Annotated in this window: 17 protein-coding genes; 8 read left to right on the top strand and 9 right to left on the bottom strand. The window is 73.2% G+C overall.

The features are described 5' to 3' along the window. Positions 1-193: 193 nt before the first annotated feature. The gene (locus M1E25_RS23185; protein ID WP_372501344.1) at positions 194-1,717 is read left to right on the top strand and encodes a molybdopterin-dependent oxidoreductase; all 1,524 of its coding nucleotides are present in this window, start codon (positions 194-196) and stop codon (positions 1,715-1,717) included. Between the two features lie 113 nt (positions 1,718-1,830). Further along, entirely contained in the window at positions 1,831-2,481 is a 651-nt protein-coding gene (locus tag M1E25_RS23180) for a fasciclin domain-containing protein (protein WP_251418819.1), read from the top strand. A 99-nt stretch (positions 2,482-2,580) separates the two neighbouring features. Here the strand turns inward: M1E25_RS23180 and M1E25_RS23175 are convergent, their stop codons facing one another. Then, positions 2,581-2,886: a 4a-hydroxytetrahydrobiopterin dehydratase gene (locus M1E25_RS23175; protein WP_251418817.1), complete on the bottom strand. Its 306-nt coding sequence runs from the start codon at positions 2,884-2,886 to the stop codon at positions 2,581-2,583. Positions 2,887-3,057: 171 nt separating this feature from the next. Between M1E25_RS23175 and M1E25_RS23170 the strand changes: the two genes are divergently transcribed. Then, positions 3,058-3,861 carry a helix-turn-helix domain-containing protein gene (locus M1E25_RS23170; protein WP_251418815.1) on the top strand — a complete coding sequence of 268 codons (804 nt, stop codon included), beginning with the start codon at positions 3,058-3,060 and terminating at the stop codon, positions 3,859-3,861. Here M1E25_RS23170 and M1E25_RS23165 read toward each other — a convergent pair. Then, entirely contained in the window at positions 3,851-4,228 is a 378-nt protein-coding gene (locus M1E25_RS23165) for a nuclear transport factor 2 family protein (RefSeq protein ID WP_251418813.1), read from the bottom strand. The genes M1E25_RS23170 and M1E25_RS23165 overlap by 11 nt on opposite strands. Before the next feature lie 154 nt (positions 4,229-4,382). Continuing rightward, positions 4,383-6,500 carry a phage holin family protein gene (locus M1E25_RS23160; protein WP_308290469.1) on the bottom strand — a complete coding sequence of 706 codons (2,118 nt, stop codon included), beginning with the start codon at positions 6,498-6,500 and terminating at the stop codon, positions 4,383-4,385. Positions 6,501-6,867: 367 nt separating this feature from the next. Here M1E25_RS23160 and M1E25_RS23155 point away from each other — a divergent pair, with 367 nt between their 5' ends. Both M1E25_RS23155 and M1E25_RS23150 read left to right on the top strand, forming a co-directional pair. Continuing rightward, on the top strand, positions 6,868-7,647 hold the full coding sequence (locus tag M1E25_RS23155; protein ID WP_251418843.1) for an MBL fold metallo-hydrolase: 780 nt from the start codon (positions 6,868-6,870) through the stop codon (positions 7,645-7,647). Then, positions 7,644-8,297: a DedA family protein gene (locus M1E25_RS23150; protein ID WP_251418811.1), complete on the top strand. Its 654-nt coding sequence runs from the start codon at positions 7,644-7,646 to the stop codon at positions 8,295-8,297. Before M1E25_RS23155 ends, M1E25_RS23150 begins: the two co-directional genes overlap by 4 nt. A gap of 355 nt (positions 8,298-8,652) precedes the next feature. Here the strand turns inward: M1E25_RS23150 and M1E25_RS23145 are convergent, their stop codons facing one another. The 3 genes from M1E25_RS23145 to M1E25_RS23135 all read right to left on the bottom strand — a co-directional run bounded on the left by M1E25_RS23145 (position 8,653) and on the right by M1E25_RS23135 (position 10,633). Next, positions 8,653-9,894, bottom strand: a complete 1,242-nt coding sequence (locus M1E25_RS23145) for an aminotransferase class I/II-fold pyridoxal phosphate-dependent enzyme (protein WP_251418809.1) — start codon at positions 9,892-9,894, stop codon at positions 8,653-8,655. A gap of 143 nt (positions 9,895-10,037) precedes the next feature. Continuing rightward, the gene (locus tag M1E25_RS23140) at positions 10,038-10,217 is read right to left on the bottom strand and encodes a hypothetical protein (protein ID WP_251418807.1); all 180 of its coding nucleotides are present in this window, start codon (positions 10,215-10,217) and stop codon (positions 10,038-10,040) included. Between the two features lie 161 nt (positions 10,218-10,378). After that, positions 10,379-10,633, bottom strand: coding sequence for a DUF6158 family protein (locus M1E25_RS23135; RefSeq protein ID WP_251418805.1), 255 nt, complete (start codon positions 10,631-10,633; stop codon positions 10,379-10,381). A 289-nt stretch (positions 10,634-10,922) separates the two neighbouring features. On the opposite strand from M1E25_RS23135, the gene M1E25_RS23130 reads away from it, so the two are divergent. From M1E25_RS23130 to M1E25_RS23120, 3 genes are all read left to right on the top strand, one after another. Then, on the top strand, positions 10,923-12,434 hold the full coding sequence (locus M1E25_RS23130; protein ID WP_251418802.1) for a bifunctional phosphatase PAP2/diacylglycerol kinase family protein: 1,512 nt from the start codon (positions 10,923-10,925) through the stop codon (positions 12,432-12,434). A gap of 96 nt (positions 12,435-12,530) precedes the next feature. Further along, the gene (locus tag M1E25_RS23125) at positions 12,531-13,367 is read left to right on the top strand and encodes a methyltransferase domain-containing protein (RefSeq protein ID WP_251418800.1); all 837 of its coding nucleotides are present in this window, start codon (positions 12,531-12,533) and stop codon (positions 13,365-13,367) included. Positions 13,368-13,378: 11 nt separating this feature from the next. Beyond that, a complete protein-coding gene (locus M1E25_RS23120; RefSeq protein WP_251418798.1) occupies positions 13,379-13,735 on the top strand; it encodes a VOC family protein in 357 nt (118 codons plus the stop codon). A 12-nt stretch (positions 13,736-13,747) separates the two neighbouring features. Here M1E25_RS23120 and M1E25_RS23115 read toward each other — a convergent pair whose 3' ends face one another. The 3 genes from M1E25_RS23115 to M1E25_RS23105 all read right to left on the bottom strand — a co-directional run bounded on the left by M1E25_RS23115 (position 13,748) and on the right by M1E25_RS23105 (position 17,771). Further along, positions 13,748-14,668: an NADP-dependent oxidoreductase gene (locus M1E25_RS23115; RefSeq protein ID WP_251418796.1), complete on the bottom strand. Its 921-nt coding sequence runs from the start codon at positions 14,666-14,668 to the stop codon at positions 13,748-13,750. Positions 14,669-14,728: 60 nt separating this feature from the next. Further along, a complete protein-coding gene (locus M1E25_RS23110) occupies positions 14,729-16,774 on the bottom strand; it encodes a DUF5107 domain-containing protein (RefSeq protein ID WP_251418841.1) in 2,046 nt (681 codons plus the stop codon). Positions 16,775-16,874: 100 nt separating this feature from the next. Beyond that, positions 16,875-17,771 (bottom strand): arginase family protein, encoded by an 897-nt coding sequence (locus M1E25_RS23105; protein WP_251418794.1) that lies wholly within the window; start codon positions 17,769-17,771, stop codon positions 16,875-16,877. Positions 17,772-17,856 lie beyond the last annotated feature (85 nt).

Below are 17,856 nucleotides of genomic sequence, written 5' to 3'. Positions count from 1 at the left end.
AACCGCTGTGACCTGGGACACCGTGAGAAGTCGCAACTCGATCGGGTGAACGACCAATCCGCCGGGCGCATAACAACGAATCCCGGATGTGAGCGAAGATCGAGAAGCAACAGCGACCGAAGCGCCGGCCGGCCCGGGACGGCGCCGCTCGCCGCTCGCCCTGCTCCGTCCGGGGCTGGGTGCGCTGAGTGGGCTGCTCGCCGGATTCGCGGCGCTGGCGACGGCCGAACTGGCCTCGGTTCCGGTGCGGCGCGAGGCGGGACCCGTCACCGCGGTGGGCGGTGCGGTCATCGACCGCACACCGGCGGCGGTCAAGGACTTCGCGATCCGCACCTTCGGCAGCAACGACAAACTGGCGCTGCAGGTCGGCATCGTCACGATCCTCGGCCTGTTCGCCATCGGGCTCGGGCTGCTGGCACTGCGCCGGCAGGCCGTCGGTTCCGCGGGCGTGATGGTGTTCGGAGTGATCGGAGCCCTCGCCGCGGCCGGACGGCCGGACGGCGGTCCCCTGGACGCGCTGCCGTCCCTGCTCGGGGCGGTGGTGGGCGCCGGAGTGCTGTATCTGCTCTCGGGTTTCCTGGCCACGCCGGTCCCGTCGGATTCCGAACAGGCACCGCCGCAGGGGTCGTTCGACCGGCGCCGGTTCGTCCTCGCGGCCACGGCCGCAGCGGCCGCCTCGGCTGCCGCGGGCGTCACCGGGCAGCGTCTGAACGCGGCGGGCGGGGCCGAGGCTGTGGCGTCCCGTCGGGCGGTGAGGCTTCCGCCGCCGGCGTCACCGGCACGGCCGGTGCCTCGGGGCGCCGATCTCAAGGTGCCGGGTATGCGCCCCTTCGTCACCCCCAACGCGAAGTTCTACCGCGTGGACACCGCCCTGGTGGTGCCGCGGGTGGATGCCACTCGCTGGCGGTTGCGCATCCACGGCAAGGGGGTCTCCCGGCCACTGACCGTCACGTTCGACGACCTGCTCTCGCGTGAACTGATCGAGCGGGACGTGACGTTGACCTGCGTCTCGAACGAGGTGGGCGGCCCGTACGTCGGCAACGCCCGCTGGATCGGGGTGCGCCTGGCCGACCTGCTCCGGGAGGCGGGGGTCCGTCCGCCGTCGAAGGGCGGGCCGTCCGACCAGCTCGTGGCCCGGTCGGTGGACGGCATGACGATCGGCTCCCCCGTCGAGACCGTGATGGACGGCCGGGATGCCATGCTCGCGGTCGGCATGAACGGCGAACCGCTGCCGTTCGACCACGGCTTCCCCGTCCGGATGCTCGTTCCGGGCCTGTACGGATACGTCTCCGCCTGCAAGTGGATCCAGGACATCGAACTGACCACGTTCGACGACTACGACGTCTACTGGGTGAAGCGGGACTGGGCACGCGAGGCCCCCATCAAGACCCAGTCCCGCATCGACACCCCGAAGCCCTTCGCCGAGGTCGAGCGCGGCACGGTACCCGTGGCGGGCGTGGCATGGGCCCAGCACAAGGGGATATCCCGCGTCGAGGTCCGCGTCGACGGCGGCGAGTGGCACACCGCGCGGCTCGGCGCCGAGGACAGCGAGGACACCTGGCGCCAGTGGGTGTGGGAGTGGCCGGCCACCTCCGGCTCCCACACGCTCGAGGTCCGGGCCACCGACCGGGAGGACCGCACCCAGACCGGCAAGCGCGTCGGCACCGTTCCGGACGGCGCGACCGGCTGGCACTCGGTGGTGGTCCAAGTGCCCTGACCTCCGCGCGGTGCGCCGCTCCACGGACCGCATCGCGCCCACTCCCCCGAAGCCACCGGTCCGGCCCCCGGTCGTTCCGATCGATCCCGCACCACCCGATTGAGGAGAACTCCATGAAGAGCAGCATCCGCATCCGTCGCGTCGCGCTCGCCGTCGCCACCGCCGCCGTCCTCCCGCTGGCCGTCAGCGCCTGTTCCTCGGACAGCGGCATGGACGACTCGGCCGCGAAGAAGCCCTCCGCGACCAAGGAGAAGGAGTCGCAGGCCTCGAAGGACGACACGGCGATGACGGACAAGCCGTTCGGTCCCGGCTGCACGGCCGTGCCGAAGGACGGTGCAGGCAGCTTCGACGGCATGGCCGAGGACCCGGTGGCCACCGCCGCGTCGAACAATCCGGCCCTGTCGACCCTGGTCACCGCGGTGAAGAAGGCCGGCCTGGTCGACACGCTCAACAACGCCGAGAACATCACGGTGTTCGCACCGACCAACGAGGCCTTCGCCAAGATCCCGAAGGCCGACCTGGACAAGGTGCTGAACGACAAGAAGATGCTCACGAAGGTGCTCACCAACCACGTGGTCGGCGAGAACCTCACCCCGAAGAAGCTGGAGAACGGCACCTACGACACGCTGGCGAAGACGCAGCTCACCACGTCCGGCTCCGGTGAGTCGTACACCGTGAACGACGATTCGAAGGTGGTCTGCGGCAACGTGCAGACGGCCAACGCCACCGTCTACATCGTCGACACGGTGCTGATGCCGAAGTAGGGCACATCCGGCGGCGTGTTCGCACGGCCGGTATGCATCCCGCATGAACGTAGGCCCCGGACGGTGGAGACGTCCGGGGCCTGCGCCCGCGGGGCATTTTCAGCTCACACCGTGTTCGGAGGCAACCTTCTCGATGCGGTGGGCCAGTTCGGTGTCCAGCTCGGTCACCTTGCCGCCGGCGCTGTGGGTGTTCACCGAGACCTTCAGCTTGTCGTAGCTGACGGTCAGATCGGCATGATGACCCAGCGACTCCTGCACCCGCGCGATCTGGCCGACCATGGCGGCGGCCGCCAGGTGCCCCTCGCAGGCGTACGCCCGGCTGATCCGGTCGTCGCCGAACGTCCAGCCGGGAAGCTCGGCCAGAGCTTCCTCGATCTCCTGCTGCGACAGGGGTTCGGCTGCCATCTCGCTGCCCTCCTCGGACGCCCGGGACGCACCCGGACGGGTGGTGACGGTGGTGAACGCCCGCCGGTGCTGTCGTCTGCTTCTCCCAGCGTGCCATCCGCCGGGGCCGCTGCCACCCGGGAGGGCGGCCCGCGGCCCGGTGCCGGCGGCGAGCGGGATACGGTCACACCCATGACAGCACTCGCGGACGGCTCCGGGGTGGGCACACTGCTGCGCGGCTGGCGCGAGCGACGCCGGGTCACCCAACTGGAGCTGGCTCTGCTGGCGGGTTCCTCCGCCCGGCACATCAGTTTCGTCGAGACGGGCCGGGCGAAGCCCAGCCCGGAGATGGTGCTGCGGCTGGCCGAGCACCTCGACGTGCCGGTACGGGAGCGCAACGCTCTGCTGCTCGCCGCCGGTTACGCACCCCGGTTCCCCGAGACGCCCCTCAACGACGCGGCGATGGAAGTCGTGCGCTCGGGCCTGGAGCGGCTGCTCGCCGGCTACGAACCCTTTCCGGCTCTGGTCCTGGACGGCCGGTACGACGTCGTCGCGGCCAACCGGGGGATCGGCCTGCTGCTGGAGGGGGTCGCGGGACATCTGCTGGAGCCGCCGCTGAACGCGATGCGGATCGTGCTGCACCCCGAGGGACTGGCGCCCCGGATCCGCAACCTTCCGGAGTGGCGCGCGCACCTGCTGGAGCAACTGGAACGGCGGATCACGCTGGCCGGGTCGGAGGTGCTGCGCGAGCTCCACGACGAAGTCCGCGGCTACCCCGTGCCGGAGCGGGAGCACGAGCGGAGCGACGCCGCGTCCGGACTGCTCCCGTTCGCGCTGCCCTTGCGGGTCGAGCACGCCGGGCACGTCCTGTCCTTCGTCTCCTCGATCGCCACGTTCAACACTCCGTTGGACGTGACCGTCTCCGAACTGGCCGTGGAGACGTTCCTCCCGGCCGATCCGGAGACGGTCGCCCATCTGCGGTCGCTCACGCCGTAGGGACACGGTCCAGGAAGCCGATGACGCTGCGGATCCTGCCGTCGTCCGCGAGGACGATCACGTCGGATCCCGCGACCGGCGCGCTTCCGTCCGCGTCCGCGACCAGCTCCCAGGAGAAGCGTGCTGTGTCGTGGTGCCCGTCCACGGTCCCGGTCTGCCGGAAGGCGAAGCCGGGAAACAGCTCCCGGACGCCTGCGATCACGGCCGCGAGCGCGTCGTGGCCGGTGGCCTCGGCGAGCGGGTCGGTGTACCCGCCGTCCTCGGTCCAGGCGGCGGCGACGGCCTTCGTCCGGGCCGCCGGGTCGGTGCTGTTCCAGGCCTCGAAGTACCGTGCGACAGCGATGGTGTAGCGGGTGGTTCCGGTCATGACGTTCTCCTCCGGTGGACGAGCAGGACGGACTCCGCCGATCTCCGGCCGGAAGTCGGCCGGCAGCGGATGCAGCAACCCTGCCGTCCTGCGCGGGGAGCGTCGATTACCCATGAGGTCATGCCCGCCCGGGTCCCGCGCGGGGCCGGCCCGCTCAGCCGACGCGTTCGGCGGGCGCACCCGGGCCGGGCAGCGGTACCTGCGGACCGTCCGTGCGCCGCAGCCAGCCGCGCAGCACCCGGTGCACCTGCTCCGCCCCGACGAGTTCCTGCCCGTCACGGACCGGCGCGGGAAGCTCCAGCGGAGCGAAGAGGAAGGCACGGTTCTGCTCACCGCCGAGCCCGCCGTGCGAGCCGATCTGCGCCTCGAAGGCGTGCACTTCACCGGTCTCCGGATCACAGGCCGAATTGATCATGATGTCGGCGGCGTTGGTGAAGCGGGACGTGCGCAGCACCGCTGCGGCAGCGCCCGGACCGAAGGGAGCGAGCGGATCGCGGCCGGTCGACTCCCCCTGCTCCAGCCGGTGTTCGGCCCGTCCCGCACCGAGCACCACGGCCCCGTGCCGCTCGCTGTGCACGAGCACGAAGCCCACCCCGGGATGCTCGGCCAGCGTACGCAGCAGCGCCGGGTGCCGGCGGTCGATCTCCTCCCGGCTCATCCGTCCCGGTACGTCGGGGAAGCTGACCAGTCCGAGGTTGCCCGAGGCCAGGACGACCGGCTCGGAGCGCCGGCTGCGCCGTCCGGGGCGCGGCTGCTTCTCCCGTCGGCCGAGGGCTGCCCGGGCCGCCCCGCGGGCCTCGGCACCGACCGGAGCCGCCTCGTCCTGCGCGTCGTCCGCAGGAAGGATCCCGGACCGCCGTCTCCTGCGCAGGGGCAGTCCGCATCCGGCGCGGACGAGGTCCTGGAGGCTGATGCCGTACAGGTCCGCGAACGCGGGTCCCGGACTCTGGCCGTGGTCGGAGAGCAGGACGATGCGGTACGGGCGCGGGGCGTGGGCGACGACCTCGGATATCAGCTTGATACTGCGGTCCAGGCGGGTGAGGACCTGGGCGCTGTCCCTGCTGTGGGGCCCCGAGTGGTGGGCGACCTCGTCGTACCCGACCAGGTCGGCGTAGACGGCCGCGCGCCCCGCCAGCACGTCCCCCATGACCGCGGCGACGACGACGTCCCGCTCGACGACCGTCGCGAAGGCCCGCACGAACGGGTAGAGGCCGCCCCGTTTGACCCGCGGGCGGTCGTCACGCACCCGGGCCCGCAGCGACTGACCGGTCTCGCGGAGAACCTCGGCGACGAAGGACACGAAGGTGCGGGTGGCATTGGCCGGGTCGGAGAAGTACGCGAAGTAGCCGGCCCGGGAACGGGTGTGCCGGTCGCGGCGGCCGGCGACGGACAGCACGAGCGCGAGCTGCCCGGCGCCGCCGCTGAAGAGGTTGCCGCGGCCGGCGCCGTCCCCCGCGAGCAGGCCGCCGTAGCCGGTGCGGGCCACGGCCCGGCGTTGCAGTTCGGCGGCGCTGGAGGGCCGGTTGCACACCATGACCTCGCCGGTCTCCTTCTCGTACCAGCGGAAGGCGGGGACGTCCTCGTTGCTGCCGTGCAGGATGCCGAGCTGGCTGGCGCCGGTCTGGCTCGACCAGTCGGTGCGCCAGGGTGTGAGCCGGTGGGTTCCGGAACCGTTCCCGCCGTCGTACCAGCGGGCGACTGTCTCCATGAGCGGCCGGTGGGCGGCGACCGCGCGGCGGAACACGTCGTGGCCGACGCCGTCGAGCTGGAGGAAGACCGTGCCCGCCGTCCGGGTGTCGGGGGGTGCCGAGCCGCGTCGGCGGGCGGCGAGCCTGCGCAGGCGACGGCGGTAGGCGGTGTCGTCCCCGACCACGAGGGCGGTGTTCGTGGCAGAGGCGACCGCCGACATCACTGCGGCGACGACCACCGCCGTCTCGGGGGCCGCCTCGCCGCGCCCGTCGGGGACCAGCCACAACGCGGTCAGCAGGACGCCGCCGTTGAGGACGAAGACGAGCAGGCCGAGCACGATCGCGGGGACGAGCAGCAGCGCGCGCACGATCAGCGGCCAGACCAGGACGCTGAGCAGGCCGAACGCACCGGCGCCCCAGGCGGCGGAGAGGGCGGTGCGGGTCACGCTGTCGCCGCCCGCCGACTGGAGCCGGAAGTCGGGGAGGATCGCGGCGAGCACCAGCATCGTGAGGGCACTCACGGCCCACACCGCGAGCACCCGCAGCACTGCACGGCCGGCGGCCCGCCATCTGCTCTCGACCACGCGCCACCCCGTCCCGGGTCCACGTTCCGCACCGGACGTGCGGTGCTGCATTCCAGCGTGGCACAGGCGCACGGGGCGGTCAGGAGCTTCGCCCGGAGCGAAACGAACCGGGCGGAATCCGACGTGGTGGCGTGACCTCCGGGCGCCGGGGCCGGCGCCGTGCAGTGGCCGGGAGTGCCGCGCCGGTGAGCCGACGGCCCGGTTCCGGGGTGCGGGCCCGGACCGGGCTGCGGCCTGCGGGCCTCGGCCGGGGTGCGGCCTGCGGACCCGGACCGGCTTGCGCGTGCCCGGTTCCGTGGCCCGAAAGGATCCGCCGGACGGCAACGGACCCGTAGGCTCGTCGGTGAGCGAACTGGGAGGTCGTGCCGTGGCCGTGGAGATCACCTGGTGGGGCCACGCGACGGTGACCGTGGCGGATTCCGGGGTCCGTGTGGTGACCGACCCGGTGTTCGTGGCCCGGCTGGCCCATCTGCGCAGGCGCCGGGGGCCGGTGCCTCCGCCGGAGGCGGCGGTCGCCGATGTCGCGCTGGTCTCGCATCTGCACGCCGACCACCTGCATCTGCCGTCGCTCTCCCGGCTCGCACCCGGCACGCTCGTGGTCGTGCCGCGCGGAGCGCCGGCCGTGGTGCCGGGGCTGTGGCGGCTGACCATGAAGGGACTGCGGATCGTGGAACTGGCCGCGGGCGAGCGCACGGAGGCCGGCGGCGTGGTCGTCCGGGCGGTACCGGCGGCTCACGACGGCCGCCGGCTGCCGTACGGCCCGCGGCGCACCCCCGCCCTCGGCTATGTGGTGCAGGGGCAGTCCACCACCTACTTCGCCGGGGACACCGGTCTGTTCGACGGGATGGCCCGGGCGGTCGGTCCCTGTGACGTGGCGCTGCTGCCGGTGGGCGGCTGGGGTCCCTACCTGGGCCCGGGGCACCTGAATGCGGCCCGGGCGGCGCAGGCACTGGCCTCCCTCGCCCCGGCCTGCGCGTTCCCGGTGCACTACGGGACGTTCTGGCCGTTCGGCATGGACGCGGTCCGCCCGCACGAGTTCCATTCCCCGGGCGACGAGTTCGCCCGCCATGCGGCCCGTCTCGCCCCGGATGTGACCGTGTTCCGGCCCGCGCACGGCCAGCGGGTGTGCCCGGAGGCCGCCCGATGACACCGCAGGTGCTCGGTGAACTGGTGCGGTCCGTGGGCTCGGTGCCGCCGCACGCGACGCAGGACGCTGTCGGATACCCGTCGTTGTTCCTGCTGGTGGTGTTGGGTTCACTGGTTCCCGTGGTCCCGACGGGGGCGCTGGTGAGTTCGGCCGCCGTGGTCGCGCTGCACCGGGCGGCACCGTTGTCCATGCTGACCGTTTTCGTGGTGGCGGCGTCGGCGGCGTTCGTCGGGGACGCGGTGCTGTACTGGCTGGGGAGCCGCGGTGCCGGTTCGCGGGGCGGTTCGCGGTGGCTGTCCCGGCTGCGCGATCGTGTGTCCCCGGACCGGCTGGAGCGGGCTCGGGAGAGGCTGGACCAGCACGGGGTGGCCGTGCTCGTCGTGTCACGCCTGGTCCCGGCCGGGCGGATCCCGGTGATGCTGGCCTGCCTCCTCGGCGGCATGCCGGTGCGCCGCTTCCTGCGCGGCGATCTTCTGGCGTGCCTGGCGTGGGCGGCGGCGTACCAGTTGATCGGGGTCCTGGGAGGTTCGTTGTTCCCCGAGCCGTGGGAGGGCGTCGTGGCCGCCGTGGGGCTGGCACTGCTCGTCAGCACGGCCCCGGCGCTGTGGCAACGGGTGCGGGGCGGGGGCCGCCGGGCGGAGCCGGGCTGATCCCGGCACCGGCGGCGGCAGCCCGGGGCAACGTGTCCCGGAGGTACGGCCCGTGGCCGGATCGGCGTGCGGCCGCCGTGGCCTTCCCCGAGGGCTTGGATGCCGTGGGTGCCTTTCCCCCGCTCCTCTGCTGCCCGGCCATCTCGGTGACCTCGAAGAACAGGGAGAACAGGAACCACGTAACGCTGGACAAGACGCTTCCCGGACTGCTCGCACCCGACTGTGACCAGCGCCTTGAGGCCACTCGTCGACGACTTCGGCCGGAGGACTGACCGACCGGGGCAGAAACCTCACCCGGCTGCGGCGGTTCGGGGCTCGTGGAAAAAGGCAACCGGAGCAACCGGCCTCTCCGGGCTCAGCCGCCCGCCAGGTCGTCGAACCAGGCGGCGAACCGCTCCAGGAAACCAGCGACATGCGGCACCGTCAGCGGATCGTCGGCGACGAGCACTTCGAGCCCCTGATCGTCGTCGGCCCCCAGCAGTGGCCCCGTGGACAGCCGGACCCGCAGGAGATCGGGGGCGTCCCCGAAGCGATGTCCGCCGGGCACCGGCACGCCGAGGTCGGCGCTGAGCCGATCCTCCAGATCCACCGAGTCGGTGATGCCCCGGGCGTCGAGAGCGGGACGCAGCGGCTCCAGGTCGGGATAGAGGTGACCGCCCGCGCGCGGCGGCCGGCAGAACGCACCCGCGGCTGTGACGGCGCTGTACAGAGCGGCGGCGATCGCCCCGTGGAGGCGGGCGGCCTCGGACCGGCGCTCGGTGACGGCCTGCGGCTCGGTCAGCGCGTGCGCGACCGCGGCAGCGACCGGCGAGGGCAGCACGGCGTGCAGCGTGGAGAGGGCGTCGAGGGTCGCTGCGTGCAGCTGCGCTCCGCGAGGCGTGTCCGGGAACCGCGCGATCGCCGCGGGCCAGGCGGCCGGTACGAGATCCGCACCGAGGTCGGCGAGTACCACGACGTGGTCGGGCTGCATCTCGGCCGGACTCAGGAGGCCGACGGGAACGCCCTCGCGCCCGGGCCACTCCCGGTGGAGGGTTTCCCGGTAGGTCTCGTCGCTGATGATCAGCAACCCCTCGTCGACGGCAGCCTCGCACACCTCGTGCATGAGTTCTGGCGGAGCGAAGGTGCCCGTCGGGTCGTCGACCACCGCCGTCAACAGCACCCGCGGGTCGCCGCCCTCCGCGCGGACCCGCCGCACGGTCTCCAGGAAGGCGAACGGGTCGGGCACTCCGCCGCACTCCGCGGGAGCGGGTGCGTGGTAGGCGGGCAGCCCGAGCAGCCGTGCCTGCGAGGGGTACCAGGGGGCGCACGGCCGGGTCAGCAGCACCTCGCCGCCGATGGCCGCGAGGAGCGCGAGAAGCAGCGGCTGGGCGCCGGGCGCGGCGGCGGCCCGGTCGACGCCGGTCGGCAGGCTGCGCCGGCGCCAGTAGCCGCACGCGGCCTCCAGCACCTCGGCGCCCCCGCCGGCGGGCTGCGCCCGGACGTCCCCGGCGGCAGCGGCCGCCCGGCCGGCGAGTTCGGGCAGGACGGGAAGTCCGGCGTCGGTTACCGGAGGACCGAAGGGCGCCGGGCCGCGGCTGTCCGGTCGGGTCCGCTCCATGGCTCACCTCCGGCCGCTGTGCGGGGCGCAGCTGACGGCGGAGCCACCGGTGCGCGTCGCCGGTACGGGCCGGGACCAGGTGCTGCGGTCCCGAGCGGGTTCACCGGTGGAGCCCGTACCGCGCCGGCGCCCGTCGGGCATGCCTAGTGCTCACAGCCGCTCTGCACGTCGCCCGACTGCGAACGGGGCGCGACGGGGGCGCTGCCGGGCGGCTGGGGCGTCCGGCGGGCGGACGGCGGACGCAGCATCACGTCCTCGTAGCGGCCGAGCGCCAGCACGAACCCGAGCATGACCACGGGTAGCAATACGGCGAGAACCGCCATGGCCCAGTCCCTCCTCCCGGAACGCGGAGCACCCTGACGGGCGCTCGGGCCCTGCTCTGTTCGCCTCTCACTCTTCGCCCCTGCTGTTCGCCCCCTCTGCCGCCGCCGGGCCGACCGTCACGCGGGCCGGGGCCCGGCGCAGGGCCGGGGCCGGTGACCGTTCAGCATGCGCGGGCGCGGGCCCCCGCCCTGGTCCGCCCGGGCGCGACCTGTCTGCGTGGATGTCGGCGCAGGTACTCGCCCTCGAGCTGCGCCATGCGGGAGTTGTGGGTGTCGAGAGCGTCGGCGGATCCGAACAGGAGCGTTTCGTGACGCGTCCGGTGGATCGTCTCCAGCTCCTTGATCAGCTGCGACTCGTCGAGACCGGACGGGTCGATGCCCATGCCGCGCCGCCCGGATTCGGCCACGTTCTCCATGGGGCACTCCCTCCTCGGACACGCGCCTGACAGCACCCGGCACATTCGGGGCCTCGTCCCGAGTACCCCTTTCGCCGGATTTACACCACACGATTGCCGACGGGACCCTCGCGCAGCGCCCACCGGCCCGGGAGGCCGGCACCGCCGATTCGGGGGGCCTCCCTTCGGGCCCCGGGGGGGAATCGTCCCCTCCTCCCCGCGGGGGGTTCCTCCGGGAAGGCCACCGCCGACCGGTGGGTGCTTCCCGCGCTTTCCGGTGCTCGGGCCGTCAAGGGGTATGAGGGCCAACATGAAACAGACACCGAGCCGCCGCTTCCCGTCGCGGCTGACCCGGCCCGACCATCTGCTCTTCCTGCGCGTGGCCGAGCGCCACTGGCCCGCCGCCGACCGGGTACTGCCCCGGCTGAGCCGCAGCGCCAACCACGGCCTCCTCTGGTTCGGCACGGCGGCCGGGATGTGGGCCCTCGGCAGCCCCCGGGCACGGCGCGCCGCCGCTCGCGGGGTCGCCTCCCTGGCTCTGGCCTCGGCCACCGTCAACACGCTGGCCAAGCGGTCGGTGCGCCGGCAGCGCCCCGTCCTCGACGCCGTGCCGGTCATGCGACGGTTGGCCCGGCAGCCGATCACGACGTCGTTCCCGTCCGGCCACGCCGCCTCCGCCGCAGCCTTCGCGGTCGGCGCCGCGCTCGAGTCCCGCCGCTGGGGAGCGGCGCTGGCACCCGTCGCCGCCTCGGTTGCGTTCTCCCGCGTCTACACCGGCGTCCACTATCCGAGCGACGTCCTCGTGGGTGCCGCCCTGGGCGCCGGAGCGGCGTATGCGGTCCGCGGCCTGGTGCCCTCCCGCATCCAACTGCCGCCGCCGGCCCGGCCGCGGACGGGCGCCCCGGCTCTTCCGGACGGCAAGGGCCTGTTCGTGGTGGTCAACCCGGGGTCGGGGGTCCAGCCGCAGCTGACCGACCCGATCCGGCAGCTCAGGGCGATCCTGCCGGACGCCGAGGTCATCCTGTACGAGCCGGAGGCGGGGCCGCTCTCCGACGTGCTCGCGGAGGCCGCCCGCAACGCGGCCGAGACCGGCGGGGCCCTGGGGGTCTGCGGGGGCGACGGCACGGTGAACGCGGCCGCGACCGCGGCCCTGCACCACCGCGTGCCGCTGGCCGTCCTGCCCGGGGGGACGTTCAACCACTTCGCCGTGGACCTGGGTGCGGAGACCGTCCAGGACACCTGCGCGGCCGTGGCGAGCGGGAGCGCCGTCCGGGTCGACGTGGGGCGGGTCCGCCCCGACGCGGGTATCGGCACCTCGCGCGAGCCGACGTACTTCCTCAACACCTTCAGCATCGGCTCGTACCCCGATCTGGTGCGGCTGCGGGAGCGCTGGTCGCCACGGATCGGCGGCCCCGCAGCGAGCCTGCTGGGCGTCCTGCACGTCCTGCACACCGCTCGTCCGGTCGAGGCCGAGGTCAACGGGCGTCGCCGCGCGATGTGGCTGCTGTTCGCCGGCAACGGGTCCTACCGCAGCGTCGGCATCGCCCCGGTGCGCCGTTACGACCTGGCCGACGGGCTGCTCGACCTGCGGATCGCGCACGGTGGGCGGTTCGCCCGTATCCGCCTGCTCGCGGCGGCGCTCACCGGCGTGCTCAAACGCTCGCCGGTCTACGCGGCGGCGCGGCCGGAGCGCGTGCACATCTCCGGGGTGCCCGAGGGCGCCCACATGGCCTTCGACGGGGAGGTCAGGCCGGCGCCGGGTTCGTTCCTGATCGACAAGGAGAAGGAGGCGCTGACGGTCTACCGCCCCGTTCTCGACTGACCACGTCGACTCACATGGCGAGACAGATCTTCTCACCATGTGAGTCGAGGTCTAGGCTGCGGAAACCCGACGCCCCGTCACCCAGGGAGATCCGCCGTGCCGAAGAAACCCGCTGTCTACACCCACGGCCATCACGAGTCGGTGCTCAGGTCGCACCGTTGGCGCACCGCCGACAACTCGGCCGAGTACCTCCTCGGCGAACTCCGGCCGGGCATGTCCGTCCTGGACGTGGGCTGCGGGCCGGGAACCATCACCGCCGACCTCGCCGCCCTGGTCGCGCCCGGAACGGTCACCGCGGTCGACTCGGAACCCACGGTGGTCGAGCAGGCCCGCGCCGTCACAGCCGAACGGGGCCTGGAGAACGTGCACTTCGGCGTGGGCGATGTGCACGGACTGTTTTTCCCCGACGACTCGTTCGACGTCGTCCACGCGCACCAGGTGCTCCAGCACGTCGCGGACCCGGTGGGGGCCCTGCGCGAGATGCACCGGGTGTGCCGCCCGGGCGGTGTGGTGGCGGCGCGCGACAGCGACTACGCGGCGATGACCTGGTATCCGGCCGTCCCCGGACTGGACGAATGGCTCGCCCTCTACCGCCGGGTGGCCCGCGCCAACGGTGGCGAGCCGGATGCCGGTCGGCGCCTCCTCGCCTGGGCGCACGAAGCGGGGTTCGACGACGTCACCGCCTCCGCGGGCACCTGGTGCTTCGCCACGGCCGGAGAACGCGCCTGGTGGAGCGGCATGTGGGCGGACCGGACCGAGGAACCGCGCTACGCCCAGCGGGCAGTCGGCACCGGTCACGCCACCGACGACGATCTGCACGGGATCGCCCGCGCCTGGCGGGACTGGGGCGCGTCGGACGACGGCTGGTTCACGGTCCTGCACGGCGAAGTGCTCTGCCGCGTACCGGTGGAGGAGCGGACTGCCTCCGCCTAGTCTCAAGTCCCATGGAAATCCTGGGAACTTCACTGCGGGTGTGCGTCGACGACCTCGAGGCGCACGTCGGTGTCTACGAGCGCCTCACGGGTACGCAGGCGCTGCGGTTCGAACGCGGCGGTGTGTCCGTCGCCGCCGTGGGCGCCTTCCTGCTCATGAGCGGCCCGGAAGCGGAACTGGAGGTGCTGCGCAAGGTCACGGCCACCATTGCGGTGAAGGACGTGACCGAGGCGTACACCGTGCTGACCGAGGTGGGCGCGCAGGTCATCGCAGGCCCGGTGCCCACCCCGGTCGGCCGCAACCTCCTGGCCCGCCACCCCGACGGCTCGATCTTCGAGTACGTCGACCGCGGCGGGCCCGGAGACTGACGCCCCTCGGGTTCAGGGGGAGACGGTCAGCACGATCTTGCCGCGGGTACGCCCCTCCTGGCTGACCCTGAACGCCTCCGCCGCCTCTGCCAGCGACAGCTCCCGGTCGATGTTGACGGTCAGCCGGCCCGTGTCGGCGAGTTCGCCGAGTGCTGCGAGGTCCTCGGCGCTCGGCCGGACGAAGACGTACCGGCCGCCGGAGGAGGCGATGGCGGGGTCGACGATCGAGACCGCACCGGCGGGGTCCTTCACCAGGTCCAGCGAGGCCGCGATCGCGTCCCCGCCGACGAAGTCGAGTGCGGCGTCGACGCCTTCGGGCGCCAGGGCGCGCACCCGTTCGACGAGCCCGTCCCCGTGGGCCACCGGCTCCGCCCCCAGCGAGCGCAGGTAGTCGTGGTTGCGCTCACTCGCGGTGCCGATGACGCGGGCGCCCTGCGCCTTCGCGATCTGCACGGCGAACGACCCCACTCCGCCGGCCGCGGCGTGCACGAGTACCGTGTCGCCCTTGCCGGCCCCGGCCGCGCGCAGCGACTGGTAGGCGGTGAGGCCGGCCAGCGGCAGTCCGGCCGCCTGCTGCCAGCTCAGGGAGGCTGGCTTGCGCGCCAGCGCGCGCACCGGGACGGGGACCAGCTCGGCATAGGTGCCGTTCTGGACGTGGTCCTGACGGTTGTAACCGATCACCTCGTCGCCGGGCGCGAACTCGGTGACGGACGGACCGACCCGCTCCACCACGCCCGCGACGTCCCAGCCCGGGACGAGGGGGAAGTGCACGTACATGATCTGGTCGAGGTATCCCGCCGTGACCTTCCAGTCCACGGGGTTGACCCCGGCGGCCCGGGTGCGCACGAGCACGGTGTCGGGACCGACCTTCGGGTCGGGCTGTTCGGTGATCTGCGGCGTCTCGCCGTATGCGTTGATCGTCACTGCCTTCATGCCCCGCACAACGAGCGGACCCGGCCGGCGCATTCCTGTGTCACCCGGATCGGTTCCGACTCAGCCGTGTGGCCGCATCCTGAAGTCGTACCGGCCGGGCAGCGGGTGCTCCGCCCGGGCGCGTGCACGAGCCTCCTCGGTGACCGGGCCGTCACCGGCCGTCAGACGCTCCGCCACCGCGCACCAGGTGTTCTCCAGCGTCTCCTCGCCTTCGCGCAGGTCGGGGACCGCGAACCCCTCGTCGAGGACGGCACGGGCAGCTCCGGAATCGCCCTCGGCGAGCAGCGTCTGCGCCTCCAGCAGCCGGAAGCGGCCGGTGTGCCGGACGGCCGGGCGCAACGCTTCCAGCACGCGACGGGCGTCTCCCGGACGGCCCGCCTCGAGCAGCAGCGGAACCGTCTCGCGGGCCAGCGCCGTCGTCACCGCGGTCCAGGCTGCGCTGTCGGGTTCGCCCGTCCGTGCGTCCTCGAAGGCGGAGAGGTAGCGCTCCGCGGCTCGTTCGGTGTGGTCCGACTCCTGGTCGGCGACGGCCAGGCAGTACAAGGACGGCCACTTCGGGCCGCGCTGGACCGATCGCTCCCAGCTGAGCACCGCCTGGGCACGGTCGCCCGCGGCCCACTGGGCGACCCCCAGGCGGTGTTCGAGTTCGTGCCGCTCCGAGGGGGCGGCCTCGGCCGTCTCCAGCATGTCGCGCCACTCCGGTGAGACGGGCCCGGGAGCGGGCGGAAGGTCGCCCTGCACTCCGCGGTAGATGCCGGTACGCAGCAACTCCATCCAGGGGCGCTGCTCCTCGCCGAGCGTGGACGCGTCGAACGGGGTGCCGGGCAGCTCGTATCCGGCGCGCGCCACCTCGAGTGCGCCCCAGCCCGATCCGGTGGCCAGGGTCTCCTTCGGCTCGTGGTCGGCGTACGGCAGCCAGAGAGCGTAGGCGTCCTCCACCGCCCGTGCGGGCAGGGCCGCTTCGAGCTGCGATCCGGCCGCGGCGCGGGCAGTGCCCCAGTCGTCGCCGTGCACGGCCACGGGGTCGGCGGACAGCGGGCCGTACGCCTCGAGCCAGCTGAACTCGGCTTCCGCGTCGAGGCGTACGTGCTCCAGCTGGGTGCGGGCGAGGCCGGCCTGCATCTCCGCGTAGCCGCCTGTTCCGGGCTCGGTCAGCCACTCCTGCCACCGGCGTCCGCCGCGGCCGGATCCCCAGACGAACAGCTTGCGGCCGCGCAGCCGGCCGGTGGACGTCTGGACCAGGCCCTGGCCGTCGGCGTCCAGCGCGGCGATCCAGCGGCGGTCTGCGGCGGCGACCTCGTAGAAGAAGTCGGCCGGGTACTCGCTGCGCAGCGGGTACGTGCGGTCGGCCCCGTCCCACTCGGGCACCGGGACCCGACGCAGACTGCGCTCGTAGCCGAACTGCCATGCCTCGTCGGCGGGGGCCAGGATGCGGGTGCCCGGGGAGGACGGCCCTTCCGGGACGGCGGTGTTCGACCACCAGTACACCGGGACGGGCCGGTCGTGCGGGTTGCGGATCCGGACTCCGACATGGAGGAAGTCCGAGCCCTCGGGGAGCCACAGGTCGACCTGGAACGGGGTGTCGCGCAGCCGCTCCCACTCCCACAGGCGCAGCATCTCGCCGCCGTCGGGGGCGTGCACGCGGGCGGCGTGCAGCGGGGCGCATGACAGGACGGTGTGTCCGGTGGCGCCGATGTTCCACTCGATGCCGCCGGAGAACCAGGCACCGTTGAGGGCGAAGTTCGCGGGCTGGAACACCGGGTTGCGGTAGAGGAGTTCACGGCCGCTGGGCTTGTGGTGCAGGGAGTGCACCCGGCCGCCGAGCCCGGGCAGGACGGTGGCCCGAAGGCGGTCGTTCTCGATGACGATGGCTTCGAGGTCGGTCAGGTGGCGGTCGCGGTCGTAGCCGTCCCGGATCCGGACGGGCAGGAGGGAACGCAGCGGTTCCCAGCCGACCTGGCGCCGCATGTCGGAGGGCAGCGCGGCCCGTTCACGGTCGTCGATCCGGTGCGCTTCGTCCCGCGGACGCAGCGCGGGCAGCGGGTTGCCGGGCCCGAGGGGCACGCCCGGCAGGGTCAGTACGGTCCGTCGCACGGTCGTGGGCACGGCAACCTCGCTCACTCGCACTCGCACGGGCCGCCCTCATCGGCGTCCCCGGCGACCATGGAACACGGTCGCGGCCCGTCTGAACAGGGCGCCTGGTGCTTCAGCCGCGGGCGAAAAGGTCCTGGAGCAGACCGGCGAGGAGCTCGGCGCAGACGCCTTTGAGGTCCAGGTCCGGATCGTAGATGGTGAGCTGGAAGCCGGCGCATCGCGGTGAGGCCGTCAAGGGCCGCAGGAGGGCGCTGAGTTCGGCGACGGTGAGGCCGTCGGGGTCCGGGCAGTCCACGGCGGGCATGACGGACGGGTCCAGGACGTCGGCATCCAGGTGGATCCAGAATCCGTCGAGGTGGGCCTCGTGGACGTGGCGCAGGACGTCGCGCGCGTACGCGCCGGGGCCGCGTCCGCGAAGGTCGGACACGGATGCGTGGCGTATGCCCAGCCGGGCGAGTTCGTCGCGCTCGATCTCCCCGTCGCGCATGCCGAACGCGAAGGCGTCCTCGTCGCGGACGTACGGGCGCAGCCCCTCGACGTCGGTCAGGTCCGCCTGGCCGCGTCCGGTGACCAGCGCGAGCGCCTCTCCGCCCGCGGCTCCCACATGGGGCGCGTTGCCCGGGTGACGGAAGTCGTCGTGCCCGTCGAGGTAGACGAGCCCGTACCGGCCGGTGCGGCGGAAGGCCAGGGCGGAGCCGAGGGCGATGCCGCAGTCGCCGCCCAGGACGAGGGGGAAGTCACCTGACCGCACGTGCTGTTCGACGCGGTCGGCGAGTCGGGGGGTGTACGCGGCGATCCCGGCGGCGTTGAAGACCCCCTCCCCGGGCTGCCAGTCGCCGCGGTCGTAGCGGGGCGGGACGACCACCCCGCCGTCGAGCGCTCCGATGCGCTGCAGCAGCCGCCGGTCGCGCAGCGCCCCGGGCAGCTTGTAGCAGCCGGGAACGGTCCCGGGGGCGGGCGGGCGCAGGCCGAGGTTCGACGGGGCATCGATGACTACGGTGCGGCGCATGGGGACATTGGACCGCGTCCCGGTCCGGAGCGCCACGGTTTTCCCGCTGGCCGTCGGCCCGCCGGGGCGAGGCCGTATCCCATGA

Origin of the sequence: Streptomyces meridianus (assembly GCF_023703325.1) — a bacterium.
Classification (GTDB): Bacteria; Actinomycetota; Actinomycetes; order Streptomycetales; family Streptomycetaceae; genus Streptomyces; species Streptomyces meridianus.
The sequence above is the reverse complement of the archived record's forward strand: the minus strand, read 5'-3'. Positions and strand labels throughout refer to the sequence as shown.